This window comes from Nonomuraea sp. NPDC049309 (assembly GCF_043196965.1).
GTDB classification, from domain to species: Bacteria; Actinomycetota; Actinomycetes; order Streptosporangiales; family Streptosporangiaceae; genus Nonomuraea; species Nonomuraea fastidiosa.
Genome location: NZ_JBICSH010000003.1, coordinates 781,886 through 799,224, shown reverse-complemented (window position 1 = coordinate 799,224; position 17,339 = coordinate 781,886). Strand labels below are relative to the sequence as shown.

Below are 17,339 nucleotides of genomic sequence, written 5' to 3'. Positions count from 1 at the left end.
GTCAGTTCATGGTCGGATCGTCGGGGCAGGTGGCCACGAACGCCAGCTCCCCGCGCTGGCGGCGCAGCACCTGCCGCCACAGGGACGCGGGGTCGGCGTGGAAGGTGTCGCCGACCTCGGAGTCGACGAGGTACCAGGCGCCTTCGGCTATCTCGCTTTCGAGCTGGCCCGCCGACCATCCCGCGTACCCGGCGAAGATGCGCATCTGCGCGATCTCGCCCTGGAGGATCTCGGGGGGCGCGTCGAGATCGACCGTGCCCAGCCTGGCCACCGAGTCGGTGCCGGCGTGCAGCCGCCGCCAGCCCAGGGGCTCCTCGCCGCTCGGGACCGCGGCCAATGCGAGCGCGCTGTCGGTTTGCACGGGCCCGCCCTCGAACAGCACCGGCGGCCCGGTGACGAGAGGATCCCAGACCGGGAGCACCTGGGTCACCGAGATGTCGCTCGGCCTGTTGAGCACGACGCCCAACGTTCCGCCGTCGTGGTCGTGTTCCAGAATCAGCACGACACTACGCCGGAAGTTGGGGTCGTCGAGAAGCGGCGTCGCCACCAACAACCCGCCGACGTAGATCGCTTCCGCCATACATCCATCATGAAGGTTCACAGGGGGTGCGCGCTCCCCCGATCCCTCCATGTTACTTTTCGTACACGCTTGGGAACTTTAGGTAGCGAAGATCGCGTTGGGGGGAGCCATGCGCATCGGTACTCGTTTGGTCCTTGCCTGCCTGCCACTGGCGGCTCTCGCGCTCCTTCCCGCCCTGCTGCTGCCGTCGCCCGCCCATGCCTGGCCGGGACAGGACACCGGCGACCCGTTCACGATGACGGTGGACGACGTGGCCTGCCGTACGGGCCGGGCGACCGTGCGGCTGCGCAACCAGACCCGCCAGATGGTCAGGTTCGACCTGAAGGCCGACGGCGAGAGCGTGGCCAGCGGCTCGATCCCGGCCCGCAAGTCGATCGTGCGGCACGTGAAGGTGCGCAAGGGCAGCAGCGCCCACATCGAGGCGTTCGCGGTGAGCGACAGCGCGCCGGAGACGCTCATCGACTCGACCCGGGTGGAGAACGACTGCCCGTGGGGCCACCACCGCAAGCAGCTTCCGTTCACCGGCCCGCCCGCCGACTGGCTGGGCAGGCTCGCCACGGCGGGCGGCATGGTCGTGATGGGCGGGATCCTGTGGTGGTACGGCTCGATCTGGCCGCGCTCGTCGTGACACGGCTTCACGCCCGTTCCGCGGCGGACCCGCCGTCACGGCCGCATCGTCACTGATCCTCCGTCACGAACGCGCCCGCCTTCGCGGCGGCGAGCGCGCGGGCCACGGAGGCCATCGCGACCTCCCGCGTGACCGGCTCGCGCGTGACGACCAGCCGGTAGTACAGCGGCGCGGAGATGGCCTTGATCAGCTCCTTACCGTCGGTGCCCGGCGGCAGCTCGCCCCTGGCGACGGCGAGGTCCACGACGGCGGCCCACTCCTCGATGCGGCGCCGATAGAAGGTGTGCAGCGCGCGTGCCGCCTCCGCATCGCCGGTGGCGGCGGCGATGACGGCCTGGAACGTGGCCCCGAGGCGCGGGTCGGTGATCGCGTCCAGCACCATGATCGCGTTCGCGCGCAGGTCGCTCTCGATGCCGCCGGTGTCGGAGTGCGGCGCGGACTGGTTCGCGAGCTCGTTCATCAGATCGGTCACCAGGCCCGCGGGGCTGCCCCAGCGCCGGTAGACGGTCGTCTTGCCGACGCCCGCCCTGGCCGCGATCTGATCCATGCTCAGCGCGTGGAAACCGTGCTCGACCAGCGCGTCCTGGGTGGCCTCGAGCACGGCGGCGCGCACCCGCGCGGTGCGGCCGCCCGGCCGCACGGTCCCCGCGGAACGGGAAGGTCGGTCCATCGAGTCTCCTCGCCGTGTGCCGGGATACTATCGAAACCATTGTTCCATTAAGTTCACGTTCGGCATTGCCGAACGAAAGTGCGCTAGTGTCCCTCACGTGGGAGAGACGATTCAGTCCGTCGAACGAGCCGCCGCGATCCTGCGGCTGCTCGCCTCCGGCCCGCGCCGGCTCGGGGTGGCCGAGCTGGCCAGAGCGCTCGGCCTGCCGAAGGGGACGCTACACGGCATCCTGCGGACCCTCGTGCGGGTGGGCTTCGTCGAGCAGGACCAGGAGACCGGCAAGTACCGCCTGGGCGCCACCCTGCTCCACCTCGGCAGCAGCTACCTCGACGTCAACGAGCTGCGCGCCCGCGCCATCAACTGGGCCGACGCGCTGGCCGGCCGCAGCAGGGAGAGCGCCTGGATCGGCACCCTGCACGAAGGCCACGTGCTCGTCATCCACCACGTCTTCCGCCCCGACGACAGCATGCAGACGCTGCAGGTGGGCACGTACCTGCCGACGCACGCGAGCGCCCTGGGCAAGGTGCTGCTCGCCTACGACCCCTATGACGAGCCGCCGGCCGGCCCCCTCGAGCCCTACACCAAGAACACGCTGGCCGACCCGGCCGCCCTGGAGCGGGAGCTCGACCTGGTGCGCTCGCGCGGCTGGGCGGCGGAGATGGAGGAGCTGACGGAGGGCGAGGTCGCCATCGCCGCGCCGATCAAGGACCCGCGCGGCCTGGTGGTGGGCGCGATCGGCATCCGCGGCGCCGTCGAGCGGCTCGCGCCCGGCGGCGCACTGCGCATGGAGTACGTCTCCTACGTACGGGACGCCGCCCGGGCGATCACCCGTGACCTCGCGAGATGACACTTGAACACCTATCACCCACCACATAGCATTCGTTCGGCATTGTCGAACCCGGAGCACTAGCGAGGAACCCAGTGCCTGGACCCCACTACATCGCAGCCATCGACCAGGGCACCACGTCCAGCCGGTGCATCGTCTTCGACGAAGGCGGCCACATCATCTCCGTCGCCCAGCGCGAGCACCGGCAGATCTTCCCCAGGCCGGGCTGGGTCGAGCACGACGCCGGCGAGATCTGGCAATGCGTGCGCGGCGTGCTGGCCGAGGCGGTGAACGGGGCCGGCGTCGGCAGCGGCCGCATCGCGGCGCTGGGCATCACCAACCAGCGCGAGACCACGGTGCTGTGGGAGCGCGACACCGGACGTCCCGTCTGCCCCGCGGTGGTCTGGCAGGACACCCGCACCGACGCGCTGACCAGGTCGCTGGCCGACCAGGAGCCGCTGTTCAAGGAGCGGGCGGGGCTGCCGCTGCACACCTACTTCTCCGGGCCCAAGATCCGCTGGCTGCTCGACGAGTACGACCTGCACGAGCGGGCCGAGCGCGGCGAGGTGCTGTTCGGCACGATGGACAGCTGGCTGCTGTGGAACCTCACCGGGCGTCACATCACCGACGTGACCAACGCCAGCCGCACCATGCTGATGAACATCCACACCCTGGAGTGGGACGACGAGCTGCTGGCCGCGCTCGGGGTGCCGCGCGCCATGCTGCCGGAGATCCGCCCGTCGGCCGAGATCTACGGGCGCACGCAGGACGGCGTCCCGGTGGCGTCGGCGCTCGGCGACCAGCAGGCGGCGCTGTTCGGCCAGACCTGTTTCTCCCCCGGCGAGGTGAAGAGCACGTACGGGTCGGGCAGCTTCCTGCTGATGAACACCGGGCACGAGCCCGTGGTCTCCAAGCACGGCCTGCTGACCACCGTGGGCTACCAGATCGGCGCGGGACCGGCCACGTACGCGCTGGAGGGCGCCATCGCGGTCACCGGCTCGCTGGTGCAGTGGCTGCGCGACAACCTCGGCCTGATCTCCAGCGCGGCCGAGATCGAGACGCTGGCGCGGACCGTCGACGACAACGGCGGCTGCTACTTCGTCCCCGCCTTCTCCGGGCTGTTCGCACCGCACTGGCGCTCCGACGCGCGCGGCGTGATCGCGGGGCTGACCGGGTTCGTCACCAAGGGACACATCGCGCGGGCCGTGCTGGAGGCGACCGCGTGGCAGACCCGCGAGGTCGTCGACGCCATGAACGCCGACTCCGGACTTGCGCTGACGACGCTGCGCGCCGACGGCGGCATGACGGCCGACAACCTGCTCATGCAGACGCTCGCCGACGTGCTGGCCGTGCCGGTGATCAGGCCGATGGTGTCGGAGACGACCGCGCTCGGCGCCGCGTACGCCGCGGGCCTCGCCACCGGCTACTGGCCCGATCTCGACAGCCTGCGCGCCAACTGGCACAAGGCCGCCGAGTGGCGGCCGGCCATCGACGAGCAGGTCCGCGAGCGCGAATACCGCAACTGGAAGAAGGCCGTGGCCAGGACCCTCGACTGGGTCGAGCAGGAGGAGTGTGCATGACCACCACGATCGGCACCGACCGGGCACAGGTCCGCGAGGAGCTCTCCACCACCACATTCGACCTGCTGGTGATCGGCGGCGGCATCCTCGGCACCTCGGTCACCTGGATGGCCGCCCAGGCAGGGCTGCGGGTGGCGATGGTGGACGCGGGCGACTTCGCCGGCGCCACCTCCAGCGCCTCGTCCAAGCTCGTCCACGGCGGCCTGCGCTACCTGCAGACGGGCAACGTCAAGCTGGTGGCGGAGAACCACCGCGAGCGCCGGGCGCTGGCCGCCGACATCGCGCCCCACCTGGTCAAGCCGCTGACGTTCCTGGTGCCCATCTACAAGGGCGGGCCGCACGGCGCGGCCAAGCTGGGCGCGGGCGTGTTCCTGTACTCGGCGCTGTCGGTGTTCGGCGACGGCATGGGCAAGGTCATCACGCCGAACCAGGCCGTGGCCAAGGTGCCGGCGCTGCGCACCGAGGGCCTGCGCGGCGCGGCCGTCTACGGCGACCACCAGATGAACGACTCCCGCGTGGCCGTCATGACCGTGCGGGCCGCCGTCGACGCGGGCGCCACCGTGCTCAACCACGCCGAGGTCGTCGATCTGCGCAAGTCGAACGGCACCGTGTGCGGCGCCGAGCTGCGCGACCGGCTCGACGGCACCGAGTTCGGCGTCTCGGCCAGGCTCGTGCTCAACGCCACCGGGCCGTGGGTGGACCACCTGCGGCGCATGGAGGACCCGGCCGCCGCACCGAGCATCCGCCTGTCCAAGGGCGCCCACCTGGTGCTGCGCCGCCACGAGCCGTGGAAGGCGGCGCTGACCACGCCCATCGACAAGTACCGGGTGTCGTTCGCCATCCCGTGGGAGGACCACCTGCTGCTCGGCACCACGGACGAGGAGTACGTGGGCGACCCGGCCGACGTCCGCCCCACCGAGGCCGACATCGCGCAGATCCTCGACGAGGCGGGACACGCCGTACGCGACACCCAGCTCAGGCGCGAGGACATCACCTACGCCTTCGCCGGCCTGCGGGTGCTGCCCGGCGGGCCGGAGGACGTGACGGCGGCCAAGCGGGAGACCGTGCTGACCATGGGCTCCGGCGGCATGCTGTCGGTGGCGGGCGGCAAGTGGACGACGTACCGGCACATCGGCAAGCACGTCTTCGACATCCTCGCCCACCTGCCCGACCGGCCGCTCGGCGACGACCTCGTCACCCCGCTGCCCGCGGTGCCGCTGCCGGGCCTGGCCAGCCCCGACGCGGTGGCCATGCGGCTGTGGACCGACCGCGAGCGCGACGCCCGCATGGACCCGCTGGTCGCCAGGCACCTCGCCACCCACTACGGGTCGATCGCGTTCGACCTGGCCAGGATGATCCGCGAGGACCCGTCGCTCGGCGAGCGCATCCACCCCGACGGGCCCGACATCTGGGCGCAGGCGGTCTACGCCCGCGACCACGAGTGGGCGGCGACGGTGGACGACATCGTCCGCCGCCGCACCACGCTCACCGTGCGCGGCCTCGACACGCCCGAGGTCCGGGCCAAGATCGCCGAGCTGCTGGCCTGAGTCACCGGCTCGCCTGGCGGCGCACGGACATCAGCACGCCCACCGCCGCCAGGCAGGCCACGATCGACGAGCCGCCGTAGGAGACGAACGGCAGCGGCACGCCCACGATCGGGGTCAGCCCCACCACCATGCCGACGTTGATGAACGTCTGCGCGGCCAGCCAGCACACGATGCCGGCGGCGGCCAGCCTGCCGTACGGGGTGGCGGCCACCGCCGCGATCGCCAGCGCCCTGTGCAGCACCAGCCAGAGCAGCACGAGCAGCAGCGCCGCCCCGGCGAAGCCCAGCTCCTCCCCCGCGACCGTGAAGATGAAGTCGGTGTGCTGCTCGGGGACGAACCTGCCGCCGGTCTGGTCGCCCTGGAACAGCCCGCGCCCGAACAGCCCGCCCGAGCCGACCGTCACCAGCGCCTGTGCCGCGTTGTAGCCGGCGCCCTGCGGATCGGCCATCGGATCGGCGAACGTGAGCAGCCGCTGCACCTGGTGCGGGCGGAGCAGGCCGAGGAACCAGGCCGCGACCGCCGCGCCGGCGCCCGCCCCGGCCAGCAGCGCCAGCCACCGCCAGCGCACCCCGGCCACCACGAGCATGCCGCCGGTCGTCACCACCATGATCATCGCGGTGCCGAGGTCGGGCTGGAGCATGATGAGGCCGAGCGGCAGCCCGGCCGCCGCCAGGGCGAGCGGCACCCGCCGGCGCGAGCGCTCGGCGAGCAGCACGGCCAGCATGAGCACCAGCGTGACCTTGGCCGGCTCCGACGGCTGCAGCTCGAACCCGCCGATGCTCAGCCACGACTGCGCGCCGTTGGCGGTCCTGCCCAGCGGGGTCAGCACGGCCGCCAGGCAGAGCACGCTCACCAGGTAGGCGGGCAGCGCCCAGATGCGCAGCGCGCCGCGTCCCGGCAGCGCGGCCACCGCCATGACGGCCAGGCCGATCAGGACGTTCACGAACTGCCTGACGAGGTACGTCTGCGGGTCGTCACCGGCCGCGGCCATCCTCGGCCGGGTCGCCGACCAGACCAGCAGCACGCCCGCCAGCGAGAGCGCCAGCGCGGGCAGCAGCAGGAGCCAGTCCACGGCCTTGACCAGCCGCAGCAGGCGGCGGCGGCGCGGGCCCGGCAGCGCGCCGTTCGCGCGCAGGCGGCGCAGGACCTGGGGATCCTGGGTGGCGGTCATCGGCGGCTCCGCTCGGGCAGCGCGGCCTTGTGGCCCTCCAGGCCGTACATGCCGGACCAGATCTCCCTGACGGCGGGCGCCGCGGCCTCGCCGCCCGAGCCGCCCTTGGAGACCACGGCCACCACGACGTACTTGGGCTTCTTCACGGGAGCGAAGGAGGCGAACCAGGACGTGTCGGTGGCGTCGTACGCCTCGGCCGTACCGGTCTTCCCGGCCACCGCGAGCTTGTCGAACGGGAACCCGTCGAACGCCCCCGCCGCCGTGCCCGACTTCGGCACCTCGGCCAGGGCGTCGCGCAGGTAGCGCAGGGTCTCGGCGGGCACCGGCAGGCGTCCCGCGACCGGCGGGACGATCTTCCGTACGAGGGCACCGTCGGGGCCGCGCACCTCCTTGCCGACGCGCGGGCTGAACAGCGTGCCGCCGTTGGCCAGCGCCGCGTACGCGCGGGCCAGCTGCAGCGGCGTGACCAGCACGTCGCCCTGGCCGATGGAGAAGTTCGCGGCGTCGCCGGCGCTCCAGGAGTAGCCGCCCGCGCAGTTCTCGGCGGCCACCGCCTTCAGGTAGGCGGCCCTGCGGGGATCCTTCTTCGCGAGCTCGGGGTAGCCCTTGCGCGCCGCCTCGCACGTGTCGTCCTTGGTCGCCTCCCAGAACGCCTTCTTCCACGCCCGGTCGGGCACCCGTCCCGCGGCCTCGCCCGGCAGGTCCACGCCGGTCTTCGCGCCGAAGCCGAACGCCCGCGCCATGCGCTGCATGGCCTCGTCGTCGCCCTTGCGCCACAGCTCGTCGGCGAAGCGGTAGTAGATCGTGTCGCACGACACGACGAGCGCGCGGTGCAGGTCCATGGTGCCGTGGCTCGCGCCGCCCGCGTTGCGGAACGCGCGGTCGCCCACCCGGTAGGAGCTCGGGCAGTCGTAGCGGCCGCCGAGCGGGTAGCCGGAGGCCACGGCGGCGGCCGTGGAGACGATCTTCCAGGTGGACGCGGGCGGCCACTGGCCCTGGACGGCCCGCGACAGCAGCCGGTCGTCCCTGGTCAGCTTCCGGTAGTCGGCCTTGTCGATGCCGCCCGTCCACACGCGGGGGTCATAGGCGGGGACGGAGGCCATCGCGACGATCCTGCCGGTGCGCGCCTCCATCACCACGGCCGCGCCCGAGTCCGCGCCGCGCGCGCCGCGTACCGCCTTGCTCAGCGCGCGCTCCACGACCCGCTGCACGTCCGCGTCGATGCTGGTGACCAGCGTCGAGCCGGGCACCGGCGGCTGCTCGCGCACCGTGCGCAGCACCTGGCCCGCGCTGTCCACCACCACCTCCCTGCTGCCCGGGCGGCCCTTCAGGTCGGCCTCGTAGGCGGCCTCCAGGCCGTCCGCGCCCTTGCCCTCGCCGGGCGACAGGTAGCCGAGCACGTGCGCGGCCAGCTCGCCGCGCGGATGGTCGCGTACGGGGGCGGGCGCCGCGCTGACGCCGGGGAACTTCTCGGGGCGCTCGACGATCTGCATCGCCTTGCGCTCCGCCACCCCCTCGGCGACGGGAATCGGCTGGTACGGCGAGCCCGCCCAGCACGGCTTGCCCACCTTCGGCCCGCACAGCCGGATCCGCTTGGCCAGCTCCTTGTACGGCCGGTCGAGCAGCGCGGCCAGCGCGCGCAGCGTGGCGCGGCCGCCGTCGGGCTGGCGGCGCAGCGCCACCCGGTCCACCGAGACCGTCATCTCGGCGCGGTTGCGGGCCAGCGGGCGGCCCCGGTCATCGAGGATGCGCCCGCGCACGGGCGGGATGGCGACGCGGCGCACGTGGTCGGCGACCGCGGCCCGGGTGTAGCGCTCGCCGTCCACCATCTGCACCTGCCACAGCCGTCCGAGCAAGGTGATGAAGAGCGCCGCCACCAGCAGGTGCACCAGTGACAGCCGGAAGCGTGAGTGTCGCATCGGGAAGTCTCCGTGAAGCCCGGCGGCGCCAGATCAGCAGGCGCCACATCAGCGGGCCGGCGATCAGGTTGCACGGGAAGGCGGCGAGCGCCGCTCCCACGTCCGGGACTGCGATGGCGGCCGTGGCGTCCGCCACGTGACCGGGCTCCGGCGCGGGCTCACCCGGCCAGACGCCCAGGAGCAGCGCGGCGAGCACCGGGAGCAGGCCGCCGGCCGCGCTCGCGGCGAACACTCCTGCCGTGCCCGGCAGCCTGCGGGCGATCCAGCCCGCGGCGTACCCGGCCAGGCAGAACAGCAGCGCGCTGCGCCCGGCGGGCGGCAGCGCGGGCGGCACCAGGTCGGCGACCAGCCCGGCCGCGAAGCCGGTCACCGCCCCGGGGACCGGTCCCGTCAGCACGCCGGCCGCCACCGCCACGGCCAGGGGCAGATCGGGCGCGGGGAACGGCAGCCGCCCGAGCAGGGTCACGTCGAGCAGCGGGGCCAGCGCCACCGCCGCGGCGAGCCTAATCCGCATCCTTGATCACGCCCACCACGTCGAGGGTGCTGAAGGTGACGGCCGGGCGCACCAGTGCGGTGCGGGTGAGCTGGTCGCGGGCGAGGTCCACGCGCTCGACGGTGCCCACGGGCACGCCTGGCGGGTATGGCCTGCCCCCGCTCGACCCCAGCGTCTCCACCCGCTGGCCCGGCCGAAGCTCGGTGTCGGCGTCGAGCAGCCGCAGCGCGAGCATCCCGTCGCGGCGGCCCTCGACCGTGCCGATCACGCCGGAACCGGCCATCCGCACTCCGGCGGCGGCCGACGGCGCGGTGATCGACAGCACGGTGGCGACGTCGGGCCCGGCCTCGACGACCCGCCCCGCCAGGCCGTCCGCGGTGACGACGGCCATGTCGGCGGCCACGCCCTGCCGGGTGCCCGCGTCGATGGTGACGCTGTCGCCGCGTACCGCGACCACTCGGGCGTTGACCAGCGACACGCTCGGATGCGCCGCCTCGATCCGGTGGCGCTGGGCGTCGCGGGCGTGGGCCGCCCGCTCGGCCCACAGCTCGGCGGCCAATCTGTTGGCGCGCCGCTCGGCCTCCTCGGCGCGGCGGACCGCGTCACCGCCGCCCGCGAGCGAGCCGAGCGGCCTGGTGGCGCCGCCGAGCAGCTCCTCGGCCGGCCCCACCACGGCGGCGGAGGCGGCACGCATCACGGACGCGTGCCCGCGCAGGTCCAGCGTGACCAGCACAGCACCGGCGACCAGCAGGATCACCAGTACCCGGTGACGCCGCAACGGACGCCCACGCATCGCTCACCACCTCTCGAAAGCTGAACGTGCCGGAACGACTCCGGGGAGGGGGCGCTGCCGCCGCCCTCCCCAGCGGGTCAACGGGGATCGGCCGGGCGCGCCCGCTCCGAGGGGGCGCGCCCACCACGTGAAGAAGGACGATGGGCCTACCGTCTGGGTTCGGGGATCAGCACGCCGTGGAGCCGGTCGAACTCCTCCACGCAGCGCCCAGACCCCAGCGCCACCGAGTGCAGCGGGTTGTCCACGGTCCGGATCGGCATGCCGGTCGCCTGGCTCATCCGCTTGTCCAGGCCGCGCAGCAGCGCGCCGCCGCCGGTCAGCACGATGCCGGTCCTGACCAGGTCACCGGCCAGCTCGGGCGGGCACTGGTCGAGCGCCGTCTGCACGGCGTCGATGATCATGTGGACCGGCTCCTCGATGGCCTCGCGGACCTCTCCCGCCGAGATCGTGACGGTCCTCGGCAGCCCGCTGACCAGGTCGCGGCCCCTGATCTCGGTCTTCGGCTCCTGATCCTGCGGCCAGGCGAAGCCCAGCTCGATCTTGATGCGCTCGGCGGTGCGCTCGCCCAGCAGCAGCGAGTGCTCCTTCTTGACGTACGAGATGATCGCCTCGTCCAGCTCGTCACCGCCGACCCGCAGCGAGCGGGCTGTCACGATGCCGCCGAGCGAGATCACCGCCACCTCGGTCGTGCCGCCGCCGATGTCGACCACCATGCTGCCGACCGCCTCGTGCACCGGCAGACCGGCTCCGATGGCGGCCGCCATGGGCTCCTCGATGATGTACACCTTGCGGGCGCCCGCCTGGTATCCCGCCTCCTTGACGGCGCGCTGCTCCACCCCGGTCGTCCCGCTCGGCACCGCCACGACCAGGCGCGGCTGGGTGAAGTGGCGGCGGCGATGCACCTTCTGGATGAAGTAGCGCAGCATGCGCTCCGCCACCTCCAGGTCGGTGATGACGCCGTCGGCGAGCGGGCGAATGGCCACGATGTGCCCCGGCGTTCTGCCGATCATCTGTTTGGCCTCGGCTCCGACCGCGACGATCTTCTCAGTCCTGGTGTTGAGCGCCACGACCGAGGGCTCATCGAGGACGATGCCCTTGTTGCGTACGTAAACGAGCGTGTTGGCCGTGCCGAGGTCTACTGCCATGTCACGGCCGAGGAAATCCAGCACAGACATGTCCCCCCAGGAAAAGGACTGGACCCGCGGTGACAGAGGAACAGCACTCTGGGCGGTGTGACGATTCGCCCGTATCTGAAAAACTTATAACTCCATGAGCAAGTTTTCGCAACATGAGAGTAGAGCTTTTCTGTAGCGGGAGTTGCACCCAAGGTGAGGTGGCGGGCGCCCGTGACAGGGCAGGGGGTGGGCATGCGTACACCGATGAACGAAGCCCTGATCAGGCACTTCACGGATCTGCGCGACGGCGTGCACGGCGGGGCCGTCACGCGCGACGACAAGGAACGCCTCTTCGCCCGTGCCGTCGAGCTGCTCGACCCGGTGGCGCGCCAAGCGCTCGACGAGGCCGACACCGACCTGCTGCTCGGCACCGGAGAGGTGGTCGCGAGCGGCGTCACCCGGTCACGGGAGGGCGGGCTGAACGCGATGTGGTCGCTCACCTGGCCGGAGCAGCGCGCCGCGCACGTGCAGCCGATCGCGATCGTCGCCCACTTCGGCTGCGACTTCCTCCACCCGCACCTGCGCGGCAATACGGTCGGCGACTGGCCGCTGAACGTCTTCGACGAGTCCGACGCGGCCGGGCAGCTCGACACGCTGCGCGCGATCGCCGCCGCCGACGCCCACAACCTGGTCTTCCAGGAGACCTACCGCCTGATGCCCGTGACGACCAGCGCCGTCACCGCCTCATGACCGGCCGCGCACGCGCGACCGCGGGCGGACCGGCACGGGCATCGGCGCGCGCGGTGCGACCCTTCGCGCGGGAGGGTCAGGCCTCGGTGAAGCCCCTCGCGCGGCCGCCCGCCGACTCGCGGACGGCGGCGGCCACCGCGGTGGCGACGTCGGGGTGGAAGACGCTGGGGATGATGTAGTTGGGCCCCAGCTCCTCGGGCGTGACGACGGCGGCCAGCGCGCCGGCGGCGGCGAGCAGCATCTCCTGCGTCACCCCCGCGGCCTGCGCGTCGAGCAGCCCGCGGAACACGCCGGGGAAGGCCAGCACGTTGTTGATCTGGTTGGGGTAGTCGGAGCGGCCGGTGGCGACCACGGCGGCGTGCTGGCGCGCCTCGTCGGGCGAGACCTCGGGCTCGGGGTTGGCCAGCGCGAACACGACCGGGTCCGGCGCCATGGCGGCGATGTCGTCACCGGTGAGGATGCCGGGCGCGGACACGCCCACGAACACGTCGGCGCCCTTGACCGCGCCGCGCAGATCGCCGGAGTAGCCCTCGGTATTGGTGTGCTCGGCGATCCAGCGCAGCGACTCGTCGAGGTCGTCGCGGCCCTTGTGGACGGCGCCGAGGTAGTCGCAGACGATGACGTTGCGGGCCCCGGCCGCGAGCAGCAGCCGCAACACGGCGTTGCCGGCCGCGCCCGCGCCCGCCATGGTGATCTTGACGTCTTCGATGTTCTTGTCGACCACCCGCAGCGCGTTGGTGAGCGCCGCGAGCACGCAGATGGCGGTGCCGTGCTGGTCGTCGTGGAAGACGGGGATGTCGAGCAGCTCGCGCAGCCGCCGCTCGACCTCGAAGCAGCGCGGCGCGCCGATGTCCTCGAGGTTGATGCCGCCGAACCCGGGAGCGATCACCTGAACGGTGCGGACGATCTCGTCGACGTCCTGGGTGTCGAGGCAGATCGGCCAGGCGTCGATGCCGGCGAAGCGTTTGAACAGCGCCGCCTTGCCCTCCATGACGGGCAGCGCGGCCTCGGGCCCGATGTTGCCCAGCCCCAGCACGGCCGAGCCGTCGGTGACGACCGCCACGGTGTTGCGCTTGATGGTCAGGCGCCGCGCGTCCTCCTTGTTGCGCGCGATCGCCATCGACACCCGCGCCACGCCGGGCGTGTAGGCCATGGACAGCTCGTCGCGGTTGCGCAGCGGCACCTTCGACTTCATCTCGATCTTGCCGCCGAGATGCATGAGGAACGTGCGGTCGGAGACCTTGTGGATGACGACGCCCTCGATCGCCTCGAGGCTGTCGACGATCGCCTGAGCGTGGTCGGTGTCCCTGGCCGCGCAGGTCACGTCGATGCGGAGCTTCTCGTGCCCCGCATTGGTCACGTCGAGGGCGGTGACGACACCCCCGGCCGACTCTACGGCGTGGGTCAGCTGGCTGACGGCGCTGCCGCCGGCCGGCACCTCCAGCCGCACGGTGATGGAGTACGACACACTCGGGACGGTCGTCACGTCAATCGCTCCTTCGAGACTGACCAAGAATGCCTCCCATGTTAGGGGGCATTCGGTCAATCCAGTGCCTCGGCGGCCGTGACGATCAGCTCCACGCACGCGGGGATGGGAATCGTGGTGCTGTCGAGAACCATGTGGTAGAGGCACGGATCGGACGGATCGACGCGGTAGAAGTGGCGTACGTACGCGGTCCTCGCGCGGTCGTTGTCCTCGATGATGTCGCGCGCCTCACGCTCGCTCATCGAGCCGAGCGCGGCCGTCTGGCGGACGCGCCGCCGCAGCGGCGCGTCGAGCCGCACGTGCAGCGCACCGGGATGGTCGGCGAGCACCACGGCGCCCGCCCGGCCGAGGAAGACGCCGCCCTGGCCACGGGCCATCTCCTTGAGCAGGCGCTCGGTGTGGCGGACGAACTCCTCGGGCGCGAGCGGCATCGCGCCGGGGACGTACATGTCGACGCCCCCGAACGTCACCGTCGGCAGCCGCATGGCCCCGGAGAACAGCCGCCCCAGGCCGTGCTCGGCGCGGTCGTCGTGGGCGAGCGCCTCCTCGAGCGTGCAGCCCAGCTCCTCGGCCACCGCACTGGGAATCGCGCGGTCGACGAACGGCACGCCGAGCCGCTCGGCCACGGCCGGGCCTATCTGGCTGCCGGCCGTGCCGTATGTGGCCGATATGGTGACGACCCGCATACCCCCAGGCTAGAACAGGGCGCTCGCCAATGCTCTGCGCGCTTTCCCCAAAGACGGGTCGTCGGCCGGCAGGGTCTCGAAAAGACCGAGCAAATGCTTCCTCACCCGGTCGCGCTCATCGCCGGAGGTGCGCTTGACCACCGCGATGAGGCGGTTGAACGCCTCGTCGACCTTGCCGGCCAGCATCTCCAGGTCGGCCGCGTCGAGCTGGGCGTCGATGTCGTCGGGGTTCTCCTGGCGCCGCTGCACGTCGGCGGGGTCGAGCCGTGATGTGCGCTTGATCAGGCTGACCCCCGCCAGCCCCATCTTGGCGTCCTCGTTGCCGGGCGCGCGGGCCAGCAGCCGCTCGTAGGCCGCGATCGCCGCGTCGTAGTCGCCCGCCTCGATGGCCTGCTCGGCGGCGACCAGGTCGGGGTCGGCGGGCGGCCCCGCCTGCGCCTGGGCCTCGCCCTGCGCCGGCGGCCTGGCACCCGGGTTGGCCTGGTAGAACTGCTCGACGGCCTTCATCAGCTCGTCGAGCCAGCGCCGCACCTCCTGCTCGGGCAGCACCTGCTGGAAGCCGGTCACGGCCTGGCCCTGGAAGATCGCCAGCACGGTCGGCACCGCCTGCACCCGCAGCGCCTGCGCGATCTGCGGGCTGGCGTCGACATTGACCTTCGCCAGGACGGCCTTGCCGCCCAGGTCGCCGACCACCTTCTCCAGGACGGGACTGAGCTGTGCGCTGCCCGGCGCCCTCGGCGACCACAGGTCGATGACGACCGGCACGGTCATCGACCGCTCGATCACCTCCGCCGAGAACGTCTCCTCGGTCACATCGACGACCGAGGCCGACGCCGCCTGGGGACCTGCCGCCTCCCGCCGGGCCTGCGCCTCAAGAGCCTGCTTGCGCGCGCCCAGGTCCACCGCTCCGTAGAGTGACCCGGGCCTAGAGAAGTCCGCCATGCTCTTCATCTTGCCGTATGGACGAAGCCGGGAAGTCACCCGCCGCCACCCGCAACGTGCGCAACTGGTCGAACATCTGGTGGAGTTCGTCCTCGGCGTACATCCCGAGGCCGAACTCGGCCTCCATGAGGTCGGCGGTGGCGCGGCGCACGACGTCCCTGCCCTTGTCGGTGATCTCGGCGAGCACGCCGCGGCCGTCGCGCGGGTTGGGCATGCGGCACACGAAACCGGACTTCTCCAGCCTGTCCACCGTGTTCGTGACGCTCGTGGGATGAACCATGAGACGTTCCCCGATCTTGGACAGCGGGAGCGCGCCCGTTCTGCTGAAGGTCAACAGGACAAGTGCCTCGTATCTGGCGAAGGTCAAGTCATAGGGCTTCAGGAGCGAGTCAAGTTGCGACAGCAGGATCTGATGCGCTCTCATGATCGACGTGACGGCGGCCATGGCGGCGGAAGGCCCGAAATGAGCGCGCCAGCTCTCCGCGGCGCGGTCGATGGGATCGAACGGCAGGTTGAGCGGCTTGGGCTGCGACACAGCGCTACGGTAGCGCGCCGCTCGTCCCGGTTCGTCTGATTACTCTCGGCGACTGCTCTCTTTGCTTGACCAAGAATCCGGACGTCAATCATCACGCTCAGTTATGGTTCTCGTACGTATGGTGACGCGGACGCCAAGTCCACGGCCTGTGGGGACCGGCTGTGGGCTGCCCGGCTCCGCGTCACCTCGGGGCACGGGGGGTGCTTGATGAACTTCAACGGGGATAAGGGTGCGTGAGCACGCGGGCGTTTCACGGGAGGAGCTGAAGCACAGCGCGGCCGTCACCGTCGCCGTCCTGCTTGCTGTCGGCCTGATCGCGGCGTGGAACGTCCTGATCCCGGGCGTAGACGCGTGGGAGAACATCGTGGCCGCGGTCATCGGCTCGCTCCGGCTGACCGGGCCCGTGGCCGCGGCCTTCGCCGCCTGGGTGGCGCTGCGCAAGCGCCGCGCGCTGCGCGGGCGCTCGCTGACGACGTGGCGGGCGCTCAAGGCGCCGCTCGCGATCGTGGTGGTGGTGCTGGGCTCGTTCGGCGCCACGGTGCTGGTGCTGGCCGTCAAGACGGTGCTCACCGACCAGGCGGGCCGGCTCAGCTTCTCGGGCCTCGGCATGGGCATGGCCGGGCTGGCGCTCTACTCGGTCATCGGATGGGTGGCCGGCTGGGTCGCGCCGCGGCCGTACACGCCGCCGATCGCCGGGCTCGCCTGCTACGGGCTGTTCTCGTGGCTGGCCGACGACCGGGGCTGGGCCGACAAGCTCGCGCCCGGCACCGGCGAGCCGTACGACCTGTTCCAGGGGCTGAGCGGCACCATGTTCCTCGACCAGACGATCTGGCTGCTCGGCGTCACGGCCGCGCTGCTGCTCGGCTGGGCGGCGCTGGTGACCAGGCAGGCCATGGTGCTGGCGTGCGCGCTGCTCGCCGTCCTCGCGGCCGGCATGGGGGTGTCGCGGGTGCTGACCCAGGCCAAGCCGGCCGCGGCGGCCGACATCGCCTACAGCTGCCAGGAGTGGCCGATCACGGTGTGCGTGCATCCCGGCATGCGGGCGGGCCTGACCGAGCTGGGGGCGACGTTCACGCAGATCGCCTCCAGGCTGGCGGGCACGCCCGCCGCGTTCACCCGGGTGGAGCAGCGCCCGCTGGACGACGAGCTGAAGCCGGCCAACGGGCTCGCGCCGGTGCACGTGCCCGACCTGTCGGCCGGGTTCGCCGAGGAGGCGGCGTACGAGTACGTCGAGTCGCTGGCGCCCCGCTGCCAGACCACCGTGGCCGAGGGCTACCGGCAGATCGTGACGGCCTGGCTGCGCGGCGAGCCGCTGCCGGGCACCCCGCTGCCCGAGCACCAGTACGCCACGCAGTGGTTCTCCTCGCTGAGCGAGCCGCAGCGCCGTGAGTGGCTGCGCATGTTCTACACCGACTTCCAGGGCTGCCGCCTGTCGAGCACCCACTTCGGCGGCGGCCCCGGCCACGCGCGCATGGCGCCGCAGGTGCGCCCGGCGCCGGAGTCGAGCCACGTCTACCCCGTCTACCCGGGTCCCGGGGCCACGGTGGACGCGGCGCCCGGCACCACGTCGCAGACTCCGTCCGCGGCCCGGCCCGAGGCGGCGGGCGGCGCCTCCTGA

At 72.1% G+C, this 17,339-nt stretch carries 16 protein-coding genes; 6 read left to right on the top strand and 10 right to left on the bottom strand.

Going from position 1 to position 17,339, the window contains the following annotated elements; translation table 11 throughout:
- Position 1: 1 nt before the first annotated feature.
- Positions 2 to 580 (bottom strand): YqgE/AlgH family protein, encoded by a 579-nt coding sequence (locus ACGFIM_RS24255; protein WP_393203827.1) that lies wholly within the window; start codon positions 578 to 580, stop codon positions 2 to 4.
- A gap of 109 nt (positions 581 to 689) precedes the next feature.
- Between ACGFIM_RS24255 and ACGFIM_RS24250 the strand changes: the two genes are divergently transcribed.
- Complete coding sequence (locus tag ACGFIM_RS24250) at positions 690 to 1,208, top strand: hypothetical protein (protein ID WP_393203825.1); 519 nt, start codon at positions 690 to 692, stop codon at positions 1,206 to 1,208.
- Between the two features lie 49 nt (positions 1,209 to 1,257).
- Here the strand turns inward: ACGFIM_RS24250 and ACGFIM_RS24245 are convergent, their stop codons facing one another.
- The gene (locus ACGFIM_RS24245) at positions 1,258 to 1,878 is read right to left on the bottom strand and encodes a TetR/AcrR family transcriptional regulator (RefSeq protein WP_393203823.1); all 621 of its coding nucleotides are present in this window, start codon (positions 1,876 to 1,878) and stop codon (positions 1,258 to 1,260) included.
- 97 nt (positions 1,879 to 1,975) lie between these two features.
- Between ACGFIM_RS24245 and ACGFIM_RS24240 the strand changes: the two genes are divergently transcribed.
- The 3 genes from ACGFIM_RS24240 (at position 1,976) to ACGFIM_RS24230 (ending at position 5,831) form a co-directional block, all read left to right on the top strand.
- Complete coding sequence (locus tag ACGFIM_RS24240; RefSeq protein WP_393203821.1) at positions 1,976 to 2,725, top strand: IclR family transcriptional regulator; 750 nt, start codon at positions 1,976 to 1,978, stop codon at positions 2,723 to 2,725.
- 74 nt (positions 2,726 to 2,799) lie between these two features.
- The gene (glpK, locus tag ACGFIM_RS24235) at positions 2,800 to 4,284 is read left to right on the top strand and encodes a glycerol kinase GlpK (RefSeq protein WP_393203819.1); all 1,485 of its coding nucleotides are present in this window, start codon (positions 2,800 to 2,802) and stop codon (positions 4,282 to 4,284) included.
- On the top strand, positions 4,281 to 5,831 hold the full coding sequence (locus tag ACGFIM_RS24230) for an FAD-dependent oxidoreductase (protein ID WP_393203817.1): 1,551 nt from the start codon (positions 4,281 to 4,283) through the stop codon (positions 5,829 to 5,831). The genes glpK and ACGFIM_RS24230 overlap by 4 nt, the downstream gene beginning before the upstream one ends.
- A 1-nt stretch (position 5,832) precedes the next feature.
- Here the strand turns inward: ACGFIM_RS24230 and rodA are convergent, their stop codons facing one another.
- The 4 genes from rodA to ACGFIM_RS24210 form a co-directional block, all read right to left on the bottom strand.
- The gene (gene rodA / locus ACGFIM_RS24225; protein WP_393203815.1) at positions 5,833 to 7,002 is read right to left on the bottom strand and encodes a rod shape-determining protein RodA; all 1,170 of its coding nucleotides are present in this window, start codon (positions 7,000 to 7,002) and stop codon (positions 5,833 to 5,835) included.
- Entirely contained in the window at positions 6,999 to 8,921 is a 1,923-nt protein-coding gene (gene mrdA / locus ACGFIM_RS24220; RefSeq protein WP_393203813.1) for a penicillin-binding protein 2, read from the bottom strand. The genes rodA and mrdA overlap by 4 nt, the downstream gene beginning before the upstream one ends.
- Positions 8,922 to 9,424: 503 nt before the next feature.
- Positions 9,425 to 10,207 carry a rod shape-determining protein MreC gene (mreC, locus tag ACGFIM_RS24215; RefSeq protein ID WP_393203811.1) on the bottom strand — a complete coding sequence of 261 codons (783 nt, stop codon included), beginning with the start codon at positions 10,205 to 10,207 and terminating at the stop codon, positions 9,425 to 9,427.
- Between the two features lie 146 nt (positions 10,208 to 10,353).
- Positions 10,354 to 11,382: a rod shape-determining protein gene (locus tag ACGFIM_RS24210; protein WP_393203809.1), complete on the bottom strand. Its 1,029-nt coding sequence runs from the start codon at positions 11,380 to 11,382 to the stop codon at positions 10,354 to 10,356.
- 192 nt (positions 11,383 to 11,574) lie between these two features.
- On the opposite strand from ACGFIM_RS24210, the gene ACGFIM_RS24205 reads away from it, so the two are divergent.
- Positions 11,575 to 12,072, top strand: a complete 498-nt coding sequence (locus ACGFIM_RS24205; RefSeq protein ID WP_393203807.1) for a hypothetical protein — start codon at positions 11,575 to 11,577, stop codon at positions 12,070 to 12,072.
- 76 nt (positions 12,073 to 12,148) lie between these two features.
- Here the strand turns inward: ACGFIM_RS24205 and ACGFIM_RS24200 are convergent, their stop codons facing one another.
- From ACGFIM_RS24200 to ACGFIM_RS24185, 4 genes are read right to left on the bottom strand one after another with little or no spacing between them, the layout of a single operon-like run.
- A complete protein-coding gene (locus tag ACGFIM_RS24200) occupies positions 12,149 to 13,558 on the bottom strand; it encodes an NAD-dependent malic enzyme (protein ID WP_393203805.1) in 1,410 nt (469 codons plus the stop codon).
- A gap of 56 nt (positions 13,559 to 13,614) precedes the next feature.
- Entirely contained in the window at positions 13,615 to 14,244 is a 630-nt protein-coding gene (locus tag ACGFIM_RS24195; protein WP_393203803.1) for an AAA family ATPase, read from the bottom strand.
- A 9-nt stretch (positions 14,245 to 14,253) separates the two neighbouring features.
- Complete coding sequence (locus ACGFIM_RS24190; RefSeq protein WP_393203801.1) at positions 14,254 to 15,186, bottom strand: tetratricopeptide repeat protein; 933 nt, start codon at positions 15,184 to 15,186, stop codon at positions 14,254 to 14,256.
- Positions 15,170 to 15,721 (bottom strand): MarR family winged helix-turn-helix transcriptional regulator, encoded by a 552-nt coding sequence (locus ACGFIM_RS24185; RefSeq protein ID WP_393203799.1) that lies wholly within the window; start codon positions 15,719 to 15,721, stop codon positions 15,170 to 15,172. Before ACGFIM_RS24185 ends, ACGFIM_RS24190 begins: the two co-directional genes overlap by 17 nt.
- A 229-nt stretch (positions 15,722 to 15,950) precedes the next feature.
- On the opposite strand from ACGFIM_RS24185, the gene ACGFIM_RS24180 reads away from it, so the two are divergent.
- Positions 15,951 to 17,339: a hypothetical protein gene (locus tag ACGFIM_RS24180; protein WP_393203797.1), complete on the top strand. Its 1,389-nt coding sequence runs from the start codon at positions 15,951 to 15,953 to the stop codon at positions 17,337 to 17,339.